General features: G+C 58.9%; 16 protein-coding genes. 8 read left to right on the forward strand and 8 right to left on the reverse strand.

What is annotated here, in order from left to right; all coding sequences use genetic code 11:
* Positions 1-84 precede the first annotated feature (84 nt).
* The 3 genes from NUV89_RS08140 to NUV89_RS08150 form a co-directional block, all read right to left on the reverse strand.
* Positions 85-609 carry an AAA family ATPase gene (locus NUV89_RS08140; RefSeq protein WP_257780911.1) on the reverse strand — a complete coding sequence of 175 codons (525 nt, stop codon included), beginning with the start codon at positions 607-609 and terminating at the stop codon, positions 85-87.
* The gene (gene pnuC / locus NUV89_RS08145; protein WP_257780912.1) at positions 606-1,169 is read right to left on the reverse strand and encodes a nicotinamide riboside transporter PnuC; all 564 of its coding nucleotides are present in this window, start codon (positions 1,167-1,169) and stop codon (positions 606-608) included. The genes NUV89_RS08140 and pnuC overlap by 4 nt, the downstream gene beginning before the upstream one ends.
* A 207-nt stretch (positions 1,170-1,376) precedes the next feature.
* Positions 1,377-3,011, reverse strand: a complete 1,635-nt coding sequence (locus NUV89_RS08150; protein ID WP_257780913.1) for a methyl-accepting chemotaxis protein — start codon at positions 3,009-3,011, stop codon at positions 1,377-1,379.
* A 196-nt stretch (positions 3,012-3,207) separates the two neighbouring features.
* Here NUV89_RS08150 and NUV89_RS08155 point away from each other — a divergent pair, with 196 nt between their 5' ends.
* Positions 3,208-4,038, forward strand: coding sequence for an undecaprenyl-diphosphate phosphatase (locus NUV89_RS08155; protein ID WP_017739401.1), 831 nt, complete (start codon positions 3,208-3,210; stop codon positions 4,036-4,038).
* On the forward strand, positions 4,035-4,418 hold the full coding sequence (locus NUV89_RS08160) for a DUF1294 domain-containing protein (protein WP_257780914.1): 384 nt from the start codon (positions 4,035-4,037) through the stop codon (positions 4,416-4,418). The genes NUV89_RS08155 and NUV89_RS08160 overlap by 4 nt, the downstream gene beginning before the upstream one ends.
* Here the strand turns inward: NUV89_RS08160 and NUV89_RS08165 are convergent.
* Both NUV89_RS08165 and NUV89_RS08170 read right to left on the reverse strand, forming a co-directional pair.
* Positions 4,407-4,763, reverse strand: coding sequence for an MmcQ/YjbR family DNA-binding protein (locus tag NUV89_RS08165; protein ID WP_207042093.1), 357 nt, complete (start codon positions 4,761-4,763; stop codon positions 4,407-4,409). The two genes, NUV89_RS08160 and NUV89_RS08165, sit on opposite strands and share 12 nt — an antisense overlap.
* Entirely contained in the window at positions 4,760-5,668 is a 909-nt protein-coding gene (locus tag NUV89_RS08170) for a LysR substrate-binding domain-containing protein (protein ID WP_257780915.1), read from the reverse strand. Before NUV89_RS08170 ends, NUV89_RS08165 begins: the two co-directional genes overlap by 4 nt.
* Before the next feature lie 124 nt (positions 5,669-5,792).
* Here NUV89_RS08170 and NUV89_RS08175 point away from each other — a divergent pair, with 124 nt between their 5' ends.
* A complete protein-coding gene (locus tag NUV89_RS08175; protein WP_257780916.1) occupies positions 5,793-6,404 on the forward strand; it encodes an FMN-dependent NADH-azoreductase in 612 nt (203 codons plus the stop codon).
* Positions 6,405-6,615: 211 nt separating this feature from the next.
* Complete coding sequence (locus NUV89_RS08180) at positions 6,616-7,653, forward strand: dienelactone hydrolase (RefSeq protein ID WP_257780917.1); 1,038 nt, start codon at positions 6,616-6,618, stop codon at positions 7,651-7,653.
* Here NUV89_RS08180 and NUV89_RS08185 read toward each other — a convergent pair.
* Together NUV89_RS08185 and NUV89_RS08190 are read right to left on the reverse strand one after the other, a co-directional pair.
* Complete coding sequence (locus tag NUV89_RS08185; protein WP_257780918.1) at positions 7,647-8,822, reverse strand: MFS transporter; 1,176 nt, start codon at positions 8,820-8,822, stop codon at positions 7,647-7,649. The two genes, NUV89_RS08180 and NUV89_RS08185, sit on opposite strands and share 7 nt — an antisense overlap.
* A 146-nt stretch (positions 8,823-8,968) precedes the next feature.
* Entirely contained in the window at positions 8,969-10,555 is a 1,587-nt protein-coding gene (locus NUV89_RS08190; protein ID WP_257780919.1) for an ABC-F family ATPase, read from the reverse strand.
* 339 nt (positions 10,556-10,894) lie between these two features.
* Between NUV89_RS08190 and NUV89_RS08195 the strand changes: the two genes are divergently transcribed.
* Together NUV89_RS08195 and NUV89_RS08200 are read left to right on the forward strand one after the other, a co-directional pair.
* A complete protein-coding gene (locus NUV89_RS08195) occupies positions 10,895-11,116 on the forward strand; it encodes a hypothetical protein (RefSeq protein ID WP_257780920.1) in 222 nt (73 codons plus the stop codon).
* Positions 11,117-11,273: 157 nt separating this feature from the next.
* On the forward strand, positions 11,274-11,789 hold the full coding sequence (locus tag NUV89_RS08200) for a GNAT family N-acetyltransferase (RefSeq protein WP_257780921.1): 516 nt from the start codon (positions 11,274-11,276) through the stop codon (positions 11,787-11,789).
* 120 nt (positions 11,790-11,909) lie between these two features.
* Here the strand turns inward: NUV89_RS08200 and NUV89_RS08205 are convergent, their stop codons facing one another.
* Complete coding sequence (locus NUV89_RS08205) at positions 11,910-12,449, reverse strand: hypothetical protein (protein ID WP_257780922.1); 540 nt, start codon at positions 12,447-12,449, stop codon at positions 11,910-11,912.
* A 530-nt stretch (positions 12,450-12,979) separates the two neighbouring features.
* Between NUV89_RS08205 and NUV89_RS08210 the strand changes: the two genes are divergently transcribed.
* Positions 12,980-13,954 carry a fimbrial protein gene (locus tag NUV89_RS08210; protein ID WP_257780923.1) on the forward strand — a complete coding sequence of 325 codons (975 nt, stop codon included), beginning with the start codon at positions 12,980-12,982 and terminating at the stop codon, positions 13,952-13,954.
* An 83-nt stretch (positions 13,955-14,037) separates the two neighbouring features.
* Positions 14,038-14,640, forward strand: a complete 603-nt coding sequence (locus NUV89_RS08215) for a hypothetical protein (protein ID WP_257780924.1) — start codon at positions 14,038-14,040, stop codon at positions 14,638-14,640.
* Positions 14,641-14,670: the final 30 nt, after the last annotated feature.

The raw sequence follows: 14,670 nt of genomic DNA on the forward strand, positions 1-14,670 counted from the left end.
TCAGCCAATATATCGTTGCCTGATACACCGCTTTCGCGAGCAAGCCCGCTCCCACACAAGCCCGTTCTCACAGTGAGGGCAGTGTCAGGGCTGAAGTAGTTGCTCCACCGCCGCAAACGCCGCAACCCGGCGCTCTTCCCAATTTCCCTTGATTATCAACACCGGCTGTTGATGCGCCTGCATCCACTCCAGGCTGCCCTGGAAAAACGCTTGGCGATCCTCCAGTTGCGGCTGGCAACGCTGCCCATCAGCGGTCCACTCCACCTCATCCGGTGACAACAGCAAGTGCAGGTCGTAGTGACGGGCCAGCAGTTCGCTGTCGAGCCAGGCCGGGTAGTCGCCGAACAGGACCTGGCTCCACAGCTTGTTGGTCAGCAAATGCGTATCGAGGATCAGCAGGCGCGGCTGTTGGGCGCGGGCGGCATCTTCCCAGGCCAGTTGGCCGTGGGCGATGGCCGGGATGTCAGCCAGGGTGGTGTCGCGTTGATGGTGGTCGATGAAGTGGCGCACGTATTCGCCCACCATCAGGCCGCCGAAATGCGCGTGCAGCTCAGCCGCCAGCCAGCTTTTGCCGCTGGACTCGGGCCCGGCCAGTACCACCACTTTCATGATTGCAGCGCCGGGTCGGCGCGCCATTCACGCCAGCCTTGCACGGCGATTACGGTGAACAAGGCGTAAAGCGCGGCGGTGAGGTACAGGCCTTTGTAGAGGAACAGGCCGACAAAGATCACATCCACGGCAATCCACAGCGGCCAGCATTGCACGCGCTTTTGCGCCATCCACAGCTGCGCCACCAGGCTGAAACCGGTGAGGGCGGCGTCGAGCCAGGGTTGCGCGGCGTCGGTCCAGTGGGCCATGGCGGCGCCCAGCAGCAGGCTGCCCACGGCGCCAATCGCCAAGCTGGCAGCAATGGCCGGTACACCCAGGCTCGTGACCTGCCGCCCTTGCTTGACCTCGCCGGCGCGGGTCCACTGCCACCAGCCGTACAGCTGCAACACGGCGTAGACCACTTGCAGGAGCATGTCGGAATAGAGTTTTACGTCGTAGAACACCCAAGTGTAGAGCAGCACCATAATCAGGCCGATAGGCCAGCACCAAGGGTTTTGTTTGACCGTCAGCCAGACAGCGATCACCCCCAGGGCGGCGGCGAACAGTTCAAGCCCGGACATGGCGGTTCCTTGGAGGAGTGGAAGAGGGCGGGGATTGTAACCAGCGCTCAGCAATCTTCAAACACTGAGGACTTAATGCAGGGATAGAGCTTGTGTGGGAGCTGGCTTGCCTGCGATGGCATCACCCTGGTCTGGCTGAAAAACCGAGGTGCCTGCATCGCAGGCAAGCCAGCTCCCACATGAGCCAGCGCCCGCAATAGAACAGTGTTAAACCTTGAACTGGCGCAGCAGGCCATCCAATTGTTCGCTGAGGCCGCGTAAGTGGGTACTCGCCACACTCGACTGCTGCGCCGCCAGCGCCGTGCTGTGGGACAACCCTGCCGCCTGGGTGACGTTCTGGTTGATGTCTTCCACCACATGGGCCTGTTGCAAGGTGGCGCTGGCAATCGACGCGTTCAAGCCATTGAGATTACGCAACGCCTGGCCGATGGCCGTGAGGCTGGCCCCGGCCTGGCCGGCTTGTTCGATGGTCAGCTGCGAGGCGCTGTGGCTGTCGCTGATGACTTTGACCGCTGCTTCCGAATGCCCTTGCAAGCGCTCGATCATGCCTTGGATCTCTGCGGTGGATTTTTGCGTGCGCTGGGCCAACAGCCGCACTTCATCGGCCACCACGGCAAACCCACGGCCTTGCTCGCCAGCACGGGCGGCTTCGATGGCGGCATTGAGCGCCAGCAGGTTGGTCTGGTCGGCGATGGAGCGGATCACTTCGAGCACGCTGCCGATCTGGGTACTTTCCGCCGACAGAGTGCGCATCACTTCGACCGCCTGGCTGATGGTGCCGGACAGTTGGTCGATCTGCTGCAAGCTGCCGTCGATATTGACCTGGCCTTGCTGCGCCTGGGCCTGGGCATCGCGCATTTCGCTGGCGGCGTGTTCGGCGTTCTTGGCTACGTCCTGCACGCCGTAGGTCACTTCGTTGATCGCGGTGGCCACCAGTTCCATTTGCTGGGACTGCTGCTGGCTGCGGTCATGGGCCTGGGTGGCGTTGCTGCCCAACTCGGTGGATGACTGGCCCAGGGCATTGGCGCACACCTGCAACTGGCTGACCACCTGGCGCAACTTGGCAGTGAAGCTGTTGAAGTGGTGCGACAGCTGGGTCACTTCGTCGTGGCCGTGGGTGTCGAGGCTGCGGGTCAGGTCGCTTTCACCGCTGGCGATGTTGCCCATGGCGTTCACCGCCGCTTGCAACGGGCGCACGATGCTGCGGGCGATCAGCGCCACCAGCAAGGCCATTACCACCGCAATGACCAGGCCGATCACCGAGGCTTTCCACACTTGGCCGGTGAACTCGGCCTGCACATCATCCACATACACGCCGGAGCCGATGATCCAGCCCCAGGGTTCGAACAGTTGGATGTACGAGGTTTTCGCCACCGGCGCATCGGCCCCCGGCTTCGGCCAGCGGTAGTTGACGATGCCGGCGCCCTTGGCCTTGGCCAGGATCACGAACTCGTTGAACACCGCAAAACCGTCCGGGTCGCGGATGGCCGAGAGGTTCTGGCCGTCCAGCTTGGGGTTGGCCGGGTGCATAATCATCAGCGGCGTGAGGTCATTGATCCAGAAGTAGTCGTCGTGGTCGTAGCGCAGGCCACGCACCACGCTCAAGGCTTGCTTCTGCGCGGCGTCGCGGGTGAGGGCGCCGGTTTTCTCGAGGTTCTGGTAGTAGGCCAGCACGCCGCTGGCGGTCTGCACTACGTGTTGGGTCTGCTGGCGTTTGGCCTGGTAGAGGTCGCCATGGATCTGCTTGAGCATCAACAGGCCCAAGGTCAACAACATCAACACGGCGACTATCAGGATCAGCCAGAGCCGGCGGCTGATCGACATGCTGCGCAAACTGTTCATCGTCCTGTCACTCCGTGCTTTTTATAATTGTGGGCGCTGCATCGACTTTTACGCCTTGTCTGATAGGCTTTCGGCCTGTAATCGGAAAACCTGAGTACTGCCTGATTTTTCACGGGTTTTTTATACACCCGGCGTCAGTGAACCACTTAAAAAAGACTATCGAGGCCTGCCTTGCGCAGGGCCTTTTGGGGGAAGCATGGATTTTTGGACCGCCATACAGGCATTGATTCTTGGCGTGGTGGAGGGGTTGACGGAGTTCCTGCCGATTTCCAGCACCGGCCACCAGATTATTGTCGCCGACCTGATCGGCTTCGGCGGCGAGCGCTTTGAAGCGTTCAACATCATTATCCAGCTGGGCGCGATCCTCGCCGTGGTCTGGGAATTCCGGCGCAAGATCCTGGATGTGGTCATCGGCCTGCCGACCCAGCGCAAGGCCCAGCGTTTCACGGTGAACCTGATTATCGCGGTGTTGCCGGCGGTGGTGCTGGGGGTGATTTTTGCCGACCTGATAAAACATTACCTGTTCAACCCGATCACCGTGGCGGCCGCGTTGGTGGTGGGCGGTGTGATCATGTTGTGGGCGGAGCGGCGGCAACATGCGGTGCACGCCGAGACGGTGGATGACATCACCTGGAAAGACGCGCTCAAGGTCGGCCTGGCCCAGTGCCTGGCGATGATCCCGGGCACTTCCCGTTCCGGCGCGACGATTATCGGCGGCCTGTTGTTTGGCCTGTCGCGCAAGACCGCCACGGAGTTCTCGTTCTTCCTGGCCATGCCGACCATGGTCGGTGCGGCGCTGTACTCGGGCTACAAATACCGCGACCTGTTCCAGCCCGCCGACCTGCCGGTGTTTGCCATTGGCTTTGTGACCTCGTTCATCTTCGCGATGATTGCGGTCAAGGCCTTGCTCAAGTTCATCGCCAGCCACAGCTATGCGGCGTTTGCCTGGTATCGCATCGCGTTTGGCCTGGTGATCCTGGCGACCTGGCAGTTTGGCTGGATCGACTGGTCTGCGGTCAAGCCATGAATATCCAGCACCCGCGCCTGAAGGCGGCGATTTTCCTGCTGTTGTGCGCCGCGCCGCTGTTGGGCTCGGTGCTGCTGTGGCAGCGCGGCGAGACGGTGCTGCCGCTAGCGGCGTACGCCGTGGTCAGCCTGTTGGCGTTTGTGTTGTATTGGCGCGACAAGCGCCAGGCGCAAACCGAGGGCCGGCGTACCCCGGAAAACATCCTGCACGCCGTCGAGCTGGCCGGCGGTTGGCCGGGAGCGTTGATTGCCCAGCAAGTGTTCCGGCACAAGACGCGCAAGGTGTCTTATCAGGTGCTGTTTTGGTTCATCGTGCTGCTGCACCAGGTGTTCTGGCTGGACCAGCTGTTCCTCGGCGGCACCTTGCTGTCAATCCTCTAGCAGCAAGCCGACCTGCGTGCGCTTGGGCAACTTGCTCACCACCAGTTGGTGGGAGCGCTGCAACAAGCCACGCAGTTCCTCCGCGCCCAGCGGGTAGGGCGTGTTCATGATGATCCACTGCGCTCGCGCCAGGTACGGCGCCGGGTGGATGCCGGGGCGGTCGACGTGGCCGAGGAACAGATCCTTGTCGACCTTGAACGCCAGCGACTCACCGCGCAGGTTCTGCAGGGCGAACATCTTGTTGCCGGCAATCGAAAACACCCGAACGCCGCCCCATTTGTAGTCTTCGCGCGCGCCGGGCAGGCTCAGACAGAAGCTGGCGACTTGTTCTTCGGTAATCTTCATAGCAGACGGTCTCCGCAGCCTTTGAAACCTTCTTCAAGGTAGTCGATCCACGCCCGAATGGCCGGCAATACGCCACGCCGATGGGGGTACACGGCTTGCAGCCAACCGCCCGGCAACGACCATTGCGGCAGCAGTTGCACCAGGCGGCCGCTGGCCAATTCCTCTTCGCAATACATCATCGGCAGTACCGTAAAGCCCAGGCCCATGATTGCGCTGGCCTTGCGCACGATAAAGTCGTCGATGCCCAGGCGCGCCTCCATCACCAGCTCGTGGGGGTTGCCCTCGGGGTCGAGGATGCGTTGATGGACCATGCGGTCCGGTTCCAGCGCGCCGAGCATGGGCAGCTGCTTGAGGTCGTCGAGGTTGTTGATCTGCTTGCCGTGGACAAAGGCCGGGCTGGCCACCAGCACCGTCTGGGCCTGGCGCAGGCGCTTGGTCACCAGCAGCGGGTCTTCATCCCCCAGCTCGCGCACGCGCAGGGCCACGTCGATGCCTTCGGCCACCAGGTCGACGCGGCGGTTGACCAGGGTCATCTCCAGTTGCACATGGGGATGGGCGGCGAGAAACCCGGCCACCAGTTCCGGCAGGATGTGCTGGGCCATGCCCACGGGGCAACTGACCCGCAGCCGTCCACGGGCCTCGCTGGACATGCTGGCCACGGCCTCGTCGGCCATCTCGGCTTCCAGCAGCATGGCCTGGCAATGGCGCAGGTAGCGTTCACCGACGGCGGTGAGGGTCAATTGCCGCGTGGTGCGTTGCAGCAGGCGGGCACCGAGGCGGTCTTCCAGCTCGGCAATCCGCCGCGACAGCCGCGACTTGGGAATCCCCAGCAGCCGGCCGGCGGCCGCGAAACCCCCGGCTTCGACGACTTTGGCGAAATAGTAGAGGTCGTTGAGGTCTTGCATGATCGGCCTATTGTCCTGTCAGTGGGACAAACTATCGCATTTCAGCTGGCTTATCGACTATTGGTTTCATGCGTAGCATCACCACCATCTGATCGCCACTGACGATCCTACTCGGAGCACTCACATGAAACTGTTGCACATCGATTCCAGCATCCTCGGCGACAACTCGGCCTCCCGTCAGCTGACTGCGGGCGTGGTCAAGGCCTGGCAAGCGGCTGAGCCGGGTGTGGAAGTGACCTACCGCGACCTGGCGAGCGAAGGCATCAGCCACTTTTCCGGCCTGACCCTGGGCGCATTGGGCACCGCTGCCGAATTGCGTGACGCGGTCCAGCAACACGAAGCTCAACTGAGCGCTTCGTCGCTGGCAGAATTCATCGCGGCGGACGCAGTGGTGATCGGCGCGCCGATGTACAACTTCTCGGTGCCGTCCCAACTCAAGGCCTGGATCGACCGCATCGCCGTCGCCGGCCAGACCTTCCGCTACACCGAAGCCGGCCCTGAAGGCCTGTGCGCTGGCAAGAAGCTGATCGTCGTTTCCACCGCCGGCGGCCTGCACGCTGGCCAGGCCAGCAACGTTGGCCACGAAGACTACCTGAAGCTGGTGTTTGGCTTCCTTGGCATCACCGATATCGAGTTCGTCCGCGCCCAAGGCCTGGCCTACGGTGATGAAGTGCGCAACAAGTCCTTGAGCGACGCCAACGTAGTCATCAACGAACAATTGTTCGCCGCCGCGTAAGGGTTGGGTAAAAGTTCGCTATTCCCCGTTTCATTCTGAAAACGGGCGCCTAAACTCTGTATTCTGCTCGCCTCGAACGCGATCGGAGTACGGAGTTTTTTCGTTTGCCCGCGGTCTTTTTAATATGGCCCAGGTTATGCAAGCTCGGGTTCAACACCCTGGACGTTTTATTCGACATGTCGGTTCTCACGCAACAAAGGTGGACATCCCCATGATGCGTCTTTGTGCTGTTTTGGTTCTTTCCCTGCTCGGTGGCCTGGTTTCAGTGCACGCCGCCCCTGCGCCGCACCCCCATTGGAGTGTGGGCTTCCATCGCATGAGCTTTCTTGATCCGCTGGATTTGCAGCCGATGAAGGCCATCGCGTTCTACCCGTCCACTGATGTCGAGCACAGCACGCAGCTGGGCGCTTACCGCGTGGGCGCCGGTGAAGACGCCAAGGTCGCCATTGGCCGCTTCCCGATGCTGATGTTGTCCCATGGCAATACCGGTACACCGCTGGCCCTGCATGACCTGGCCACGTCCCTGGCGCGCAAGGGCTTTGTGGTGGTGGCGGTGCTGCACCCCGGCGACAACTACAAGGACCACAGCCGCCTGGGCACCCTGAGCAATCTGTACGGGCGGCCGATCCAGATTTCCGAAGCGATTACTGCCACTCTCGGCGACCCGATGCTGTCGCCCTTCGTCAACGTCGATCAAGTCGGCGTGATTGGCTATTCGGCCGGTGGCGAGACGGCGCTGATCCTCGCGGGCGCGAAGCCGGATTTCGACCGCCTGCGCCGCTATTGCCAGGAACGTCCTGAAGACCGCGACGCCTGCACCACCAAAGGCGAGTTGGTGGTGGACCGCGACGACTTGCAACCGCAAGCCGACCCGCGCATCCACGCACTGATGCTGATGGCACCGCTGAGCCTGATGTTTGGCCGCCAGACCCTGGCCGACGTGCACGTGCCGGTGCTGCTCTACAGCGGCGATGGCGACAAACTGGTGGCCGTGGACAAGAACGCCGCCGCCCTGGCGCGCAAACTGCCGGAACCGCCGGACTTTAAGTTGCTGGCCGGGGCGGGGCACTTCGTGTTCATGGCGCCGTGCGACAGCGATCAACTGCTGGCCATGCCGGCCATCTGTACCGATGCGGACGGCGTCGACCGCGAAGGCATCCATCGCAATCTGATCTCCGAGGCGGGGCGGTTCTTCAGCCACACCCTGGGGCAATCGACCCGCGCCGGCTTGCAGACCGCCGATCAGTAAGTGCGGCGCTTGAGCAGCAGGGTCAGGCCCAATGCGCCGACCGACAGCAGTGCGGCGCAAAAGAAGATCCAGCCGTAGCCCAGGTTCAAGGCGACAAACCCCATCAACGGCCCGGCAATCGCCAGGGCCAGGTCAAAAAACACCGCATAGGCACTCAACCCGGCGCCACGGCTGCTGTTGGGCACCTGTTTGATCGCCTCCACGCCCAGCGCCGGGTACACCAGCGACAGGCCAAAACCGGTCAAGCCCGCACCGATCAGCGCCACGCCGGTGCTTGGCGCCAGCCACAGCAGCGTCAGGCCCAGGGTCTCGATGGTCATGCAGGCAATCGCCGCACGAAAGCCGCCAAAGCGGCTGATGGCGGAGATAAAGATCAGGCGCGAGACGATAAAGCACACGCCGAATACCGTCAGGCAGTACGCCGCACCGGTCCAGCCACGGTTGAGGTAGTACAAGGTGATAAAGGTCGTCAGCGTGCCGTAGCCGATTGAGGCCAGGCACAAACTGGCGCCAAACGGTGCGATGCGCCCAAACACCGCCCAGAACGGCAAGCGCTCGCCACGCACCACCGGCACCGACGGTTTATTGCGGATTAGCAGCAAACCCAGCGTCGCCAGCACCGACAGCGCAATCCCCAGGCTGCTGTAGCCGTATTCGGCGACCATCACCACACCCAAGGGCGCGCCGATGGCGATGGCGCCGTAGGACGCGATGCCATTCCAGGAGATCGACCGCGCAGTGTGCTCGGCGCCGACCTGGCCCATGCACCAACTGATGGTGCCGACACCGATCAGGCCCTGCGCCACGCCCAGCAACAGGCGCCCCGCGATCAAAATGCCGAGGCTGAGGGCGGGCATGCTTTCCATCAACGTCGCCAGCAACGTCAGCACGCCACTGAGCAGAATCCCCGCCAGCCCCAGCACAATCGCACGCTTGGTGCCGACGTTGTCCGACATGCGCCCGGCCATCGGACGACTGAGCAGGGTGGCCAGGTATTGCGAGCCAATGGTGATCCCGGCCACCACCGCGCTGAAGCCCAATTGTTCGTGCACGTAGCCCGGGATCACCGCAATCGGCAGGCCGATGCAGATAAAGGCAATAAAGGTATAGAAAACGATGGAGACGATCTGCAGGGTGATCGACAGGGAAGTGGGGGCGGCGGCAGACATGGGCACTCGTTCGCGGGCGGGCGGTGCGGCCATCATGGCAAGGGCGTGGGGGAAAAGAAAGCAGGCTAACGATTAATGATGGTGTGCCATCAAATGCAAAAAGCCCCGTCACAGTGGACGGGGCTTTTGTGTGTTGCGGGCGGTGCTTAGAACACGACGCCTTGGCTACGCAGGTAGTCGTCATAGGTGCCGCTGAAGTCGATCACGCCGTCGGCGCTCAACTCGATGATGCGGGTGGCCAGGGACGATACGAACTCACGGTCGTGGCTGACAAAGATCAGCGTGCCCGGGTAGTTTTCCAGCGCCAGGTTCAGCGCTTCGATGGATTCCATGTCCAAGTGGTTGGTCGGTTCGTCCATGATGAGCACGTTTGGCTTTTGCAGGATCAGCTTGCCGAACAGCATGCGGCCTTGCTCACCACCGGAAATCACCTTGACCGACTTCTGGATGTCGTCGTTGGAGAACAGCATGCGACCCAGGGTGCCACGGATCATCTGCTCGCCTTGGGTCCACTGGCCCATCCAGTCGAACAGGGTCACGTCGTCTTCGAAGTCGTGGGCGTGGTCCTGGGCGTAGTAGCCCAGTTCCGCGGCGTCGGTCCACTTGATGCTACCGGCATCCGGCGTCAGCTCGCTGACCAGGGTGCGCAGCAGGGTGGTCTTGCCGATACCGTTCGGGCCGATGATCGCCACGCGCTCGCCGGCTTCCACCTGGAAGCTGAAGTCCTTGAACAGCGGCTTGCCATCGAAGCCTTTGGCCATTTTTTCGACCATGACCGCCTGGCGGTGCAGCTTTTTGTTCTGCTCGAAACGGATGAACGGGCTCACACGGCTCGAAGGTTTGACCTCGGCCAGTTGGATCTTGTCGATCGCCTTGGCACGGGAGGTGGCCTGCTTGGCTTTCGAGGCGTTGGCCGAGAAGCGGCTGACAAAGGATTGCAGCTCGGTGATCTGCGCCTTCTTCTTGGCGTTGTCCGACAGCAGTTGCTCGCGGGACTGGGTCGCCACGGTCATGTACTCGTCGTAGTTGCCCGGGAACAGGCGCAGCTCGCCGTAGTCCAGGTCAGCCATGTGGGTGCACACGCTGTTCAGGAAGTGACGGTCGTGAGAGATGATGATCATCAGGCTGGAACGCTGGGTCAGGATATTTTCCAGCCAGCGGATGGTGTTGATGTCCAAGTGGTTGGTCGGTTCGTCGAGCAACAGCACTTCAGGGTCGGAGAACAGCGCCTGGGCCAGCAATACCCGCAGTTTCCAGCCCGGGGACACTTCGCTCATCGGGCCGAAGTGCTGCTCCAACGGAATACCCAGGCCCAGCAGCAACTCACCGGCACGGGACTCGGCAGTGTAGCCGTCCATCTCGGCGAACTCGGTTTCCAGCTCGGCCACGGCCATGCCGTCTTCTTCGCTCATTTCCGGCAGCGAATAGATACGATCGCGCTCGGCCTTGACCTTCCACAGTTCCTCGTGACCCATAATCACGGTGTCGAGCACCGTGAATTCTTCATAGGCGAACTGGTCCTGGCGCAGCTTACCCAGGCGCACATTCGGCTCCAGCATGACCTGGCCGCCAGACGGATCGAGGTCGCCGCCGAGGATTTTCATGAAGGTCGACTTGCCGCAACCGTTGGCACCGATCAAACCATAACGGTTGCCAGCGCCGAACTTGACCGAGACATTCTCGAAGAGCGGCTTGGCGCCGAACTGCATGGTGATGTTAGCTGTGGAGATCAATTACTTTACCTATCAATGGGTTGCGAGCGTGGCGGCAGGAGCCTTCAGGCGTGCATCAACAGCGACATCAAGGCGCGAAACCCGGTCGCTGAGCAGAAAATGGGGGATGTGTGTTGGAATTTGGCGCGCATTGTCGCATATGTGAAGCGACAGTTGTATGGCAGGCGATGATGGATGTTGGGTGGTTTGAGTGTGGGGGGGCCTGCGCGAAACATTTGGGTGGTCTGCTTAGCTTTGTTTACCGCATTCCAGCGCGTCATGGGGTGTCCTGGCTCCGATGATGAGTAGTCGCGGTTGGTCTACAGTTGATCGAGACGTTACTCGGTGGAGAGAAAATGGATGTTCGACAAGTATCCCGAGCAAAAGCAGGCCCGAAAGTGGCTAGGGGCGTTTGGCGTTGCGCTTCTGGCGCTGGGTGTGTTTCTGATTGTCAACGATGGAACGGGAGGTGGGCTTTGCATCGTGATGGGGAGCGGTTTGGTGCTGCTGGTGTTGCTGGCGAATGAAAAACAGTTTGCGAAGACGATAAGGGTGCTGGGTTGGTTTGATGGGCTTTCGTGAGTGGAATAGGCATTCGGCGGTTGGGTTTGTCTTTGCTGTGGAGCGGAATGTCTGCCGGTTGTCCGAGCATGACGCGGCTGTAGTTTTTCTCGGCAGGCAAGAGGGTTAGTAGGCGAATAAGACTGCGTAGATTTGGTCGGCATTGGAGAGTTTCAACATGATGGACCGCCTGATTTATAGAGCGCCGCAACCATTTGATGTACAGCGGCTATTCACTATTTATAGCGACCCCAAAACCAACCTTTTCAACCCGGCAGGCCCAATGACTGATCTTGTCAGTGCACAGGATTTACTGGGTCGCTGGATCGCACATTGGGACAAACATCTATACGGCGTGTGGGCTATTGCAAGGCGCGATGCGCCGGAGCACGTCATAGGGTTCGGTGGCATTTCCCTCCACGATTACTTGACTGAACAGCGCGTCAATCTGGGTTATCGCTTCGCGGTCGAAGCGTGGGGTCATGGTTATGCAACCCAGTTGGGACGAGAGGCGCTTACATATGCATTTGAACAGCTTTTCTTGTCCGAAGTTTACGGGCTAGTCAGACCAGATCATATGGCTTCTATCCGGGTGTTAGAGAAGATCGGCATGCAACCCTATGGGCAGTTGGATGATGTCCCAGGTAAAGCGCCAAGTTTGGTATTTAAGGTGCTGCGGGGCACGTCTACCTAATCGCGAGGGAACCCATAGCTATCGTCGTCGAAGGCCGGCGCTGGGCTTTCTGCATCTGACGTGCTCAGTGCTACAGTCCCGCCAAACTGATACGGCATCGATGATGCAAAGTGTCTCTGCTTATTCTTCCTTAAAACAGTAGATGGGAGGCTGATCTTGGGGAGTGATTATGAAGGAAGGGAAATCGGTGATTTTTACCGTCTTGTATAGCCTAAGATCGCTTCCAGTAGGAGGGAGGGTACTGCGCATTTTGTTCGCCACAATGGACTCGCTGGCTGGATTTGCAGGGCTAAAAGAGACAGTTAGGCTATCTGGGTCAATATCAATTAATTCACCGTCATCTTCCATGGATGCTCGCGACTGGTAATTCACGGTCATTGTGGTGGTTGCTGATCCCTGAGGGACAAACGTTACGCTCACATCATTACGGGTCAGGTTTCCCGTTCTTTCTTTGATGTGCGCGCGAGTTTTCAGGAGCGTTGGCAATAAATTTTTCCCGTTTCCTTCAAGCTGCGTCTCACAGCTAACAACACTACCGGGCGGGTACGCGGCATTGAGTTTGAGCATTTCTTCCCGCGTTATCGCTTCGACATTCATCGCGTACAACACCGCAACACCGATACTCGTAGGTAGTAGAAACGTTTTGTAGATGTGATTCATATTCCTATCCTTCGATATTGAAGTTCTGGTGGTGCTTAAATCCAGAAAAAGGAAACACACTCTGTGTCTTTCTGATTTAGATCGAGCATCATCGGCGAGCAGTTTACCCGGAGAGTGTCCCCACAGATCAATAGAGGGCGCAGATCTACCTTTTCCCCTCGCTGCAATGAACATTTTCAGGGAAAGGTCGCCTTCAGGATGCCGAGAGGAGGGTGGCTGATTCGTCGCCGTCGTCTATGGCGTTCATCTGGAGTGATTCGGCAAATCCTGCTTGCCGTAATTTGCGCGCCACGTTTTCTGATATCTCGTAACCGTGGCGCTTAATTCTAACGTTTGCGTTGCTGGACGCGGGCGATCCACGTGTCATAAGGGATATTTAGGGCGCGCTCACTATAAGAATCGTCTGATAGGAGGGTTTGATTGTTGTGACGTATCGTTTTTCGGCGTCTTAATTATTAGATGGCTAAAGATGTGGTTTCCGCAGTCGTGCATCACCACCAAGGTGCTCCTGGCTTTTTGAGGGCGATAGGTTGTTTATTAAACGCATCAAAGCGTCGTGCCAGAAGCAAGGCCTAATTATCGTTGCTGCGACAGCGCTTTTTTTTTCATCGAATTTAATGGCTGCTGGGACCTGTGCCTTTATTAACGGCACGAACCAGCAGGTTGTAAACTTTGGTGCCAATATAATGGGTGGCTTTGCGATCCCAAAAGACGCGCCAATTGGGACAGTTGTTTATGAAGAAGTTGTCACGGTGCCAGCACAGAGTTTTTACTGTCCAGACCTCCCGTCATATTTGGTTTTTATTTTAAATCCTGCCCTGGGGAACGTATCTGGCGGAAGCACTTTCCCCCTGGGCAATTCAGGAATGTCTTTTAGGCTCTACACAAACGATCGACTGATTAATAGGGAGGAGGTAATAGGCCAGGCGAATACCGACTACCCTTACAGGAACTTGAAAATGCAAATTTTTAAGTCTGGTAATTTAGTGTCGCAAAACATTGTGCCCGCAGGCTACATAGGGGTGCATGGAGTCGGTGGTCTAGATTTGTTCAAAGTCAATCTGCTCAAGCCAATCATCTTGAATTCCGCTTCCTGTCAGTCCCCCGGCGTTTCGGTCGATATGGGCGATGACTACGAGCTCGGAGAATTCATAAAGGCCGGTGATACCTCGAGGAATATTAAATTTAACATTGCTCTCAATCAGTGCGAGGCCAGTATTCAGAAAGTCACCTATTCGCTCCAAGCCACTTCTCAAATTATAAATCGGCAGGAGGGGGTCGTGGCACTGAATCCCAGTTCAACAGCAAAAGGAATTGGGCTGAAGTTGATGGGCGAGGATGGTAAGCCAATCGCGCTGGGTTCCACTTACCGATTCTATGGATTCAACACCACTGACAAGAACTTTAAAATACCGCTATCAGCGGCCTTCTACCGATTGCCTAATAGTACGCTGGAATCGGGTACTGCAAACGCATCAGTGACGTTCACAGTGAGTTATCTATAGCACCTTGAGAACTCCAGGATTAGGCCGCCAGGCTGACCGATAGTAGTGGTAACGTCTGCGCTGCAATCCCTCGAGACGGCCCGATGAATGCTCAACGATCAGCTAGTGCCACAGCAACAACGGCTGGCGGGCCAGGCACCGCCCATCCGCCTATTTGGTATTACGGCCCTGAAATACCCATTATCGGAAGCAATGGTATGGGCGTTTTTGGCTTCTCTCTTGCGCTGCTTCTGCTTTTTCCGGCCTACGGGCTTGTGACGTTCCTTTTCACAGGGCCGGGCGTCATACAGGGTGAGAGCCTCACAGCGTCAGCCTTCATTCTGCTGATGCTGGCCAGTGCAGTGTTCATGGGGGCGTTCTTTGCGTGGGTCGTCTCTGAGCCTCAAGTGCAGGCCTTCACGTTCGACGAAAACCAGCAGATGTTGACCCTCACCCTCACTCGTCGTTGCCGAAGCCCCATTGAAGTACGCGTACCCTTTAGCGAGATCATCTCCATTCGGCCTTATGTGATGACATCGTCTGCTCGTGATGGACATTTTCGCGTCGCGTATCGCGCAGCGAAGGGCAAGATTCTTGAGCATCTTCTAGGGGACGGTACGTCTCTCGAACATATTGAGTTTCATGGTGCGTGGTTGCGTGGAATGTTCGGAGAGCGAATGTGCGAGCTGATAGATCTCGACAAGTGAAAGCAGTCTCAAGCCGGACTGTATTCGCGT

It is taken from the genome of Pseudomonas sp. 18.1.10 (assembly GCF_024655625.1).
Lineage (GTDB): Bacteria > Pseudomonadota > Gammaproteobacteria > Pseudomonadales > Pseudomonadaceae > Aquipseudomonas.

What these genes read in the sequence shown, in the direction of transcription:
- NUV89_RS08140 (WP_257780911.1), bottom strand. Translation starts at nt 609, where the DNA reads ATGAAAGTGGTGGTACTGGCCGGGCCCGAGTCCAGCGGCAAAAGCTGG.
- NUV89_RS08215 (WP_257780924.1), top strand. Translation starts at nt 14,038, where the DNA reads ATGAATGCTCAACGATCAGCTAGTGCCACAGCAACAACGGCTGGCGGG.
- NUV89_RS08155 (WP_017739401.1), top strand. Translation starts at nt 3,208, where the DNA reads ATGGATTTTTGGACCGCCATACAGGCATTGATTCTTGGCGTGGTGGAG.
- NUV89_RS08195 (WP_257780920.1), top strand. Translation starts at nt 10,895, where the DNA reads ATGTTCGACAAGTATCCCGAGCAAAAGCAGGCCCGAAAGTGGCTAGGG.
- NUV89_RS08185 (WP_257780918.1), bottom strand. Translation starts at nt 8,822, where the DNA reads ATGTCTGCCGCCGCCCCCACTTCCCTGTCGATCACCCTGCAGATCGTC.
- NUV89_RS08175 (WP_257780916.1), top strand. Translation starts at nt 5,793, where the DNA reads ATGAAACTGTTGCACATCGATTCCAGCATCCTCGGCGACAACTCGGCC.
- NUV89_RS08160 (WP_257780914.1), top strand. Translation starts at nt 4,035, where the DNA reads ATGAATATCCAGCACCCGCGCCTGAAGGCGGCGATTTTCCTGCTGTTG.
- NUV89_RS08165 (WP_207042093.1), bottom strand. Translation starts at nt 4,763, where the DNA reads ATGAAGATTACCGAAGAACAAGTCGCCAGCTTCTGTCTGAGCCTGCCC.
- NUV89_RS08150 (WP_257780913.1), bottom strand. Translation starts at nt 3,011, where the DNA reads ATGAACAGTTTGCGCAGCATGTCGATCAGCCGCCGGCTCTGGCTGATC.
- NUV89_RS08180 (WP_257780917.1), top strand. Translation starts at nt 6,616, where the DNA reads ATGATGCGTCTTTGTGCTGTTTTGGTTCTTTCCCTGCTCGGTGGCCTG.
- NUV89_RS08205 (WP_257780922.1), bottom strand. Translation starts at nt 12,449, where the DNA reads ATGAATCACATCTACAAAACGTTTCTACTACCTACGAGTATCGGTGTT.
- pnuC (WP_257780912.1), bottom strand. Translation starts at nt 1,169, where the DNA reads ATGTCCGGGCTTGAACTGTTCGCCGCCGCCCTGGGGGTGATCGCTGTC.
- NUV89_RS08200 (WP_257780921.1), top strand. Translation starts at nt 11,274, where the DNA reads ATGATGGACCGCCTGATTTATAGAGCGCCGCAACCATTTGATGTACAG.
- NUV89_RS08170 (WP_257780915.1), bottom strand. Translation starts at nt 5,668, where the DNA reads ATGCAAGACCTCAACGACCTCTACTATTTCGCCAAAGTCGTCGAAGCC.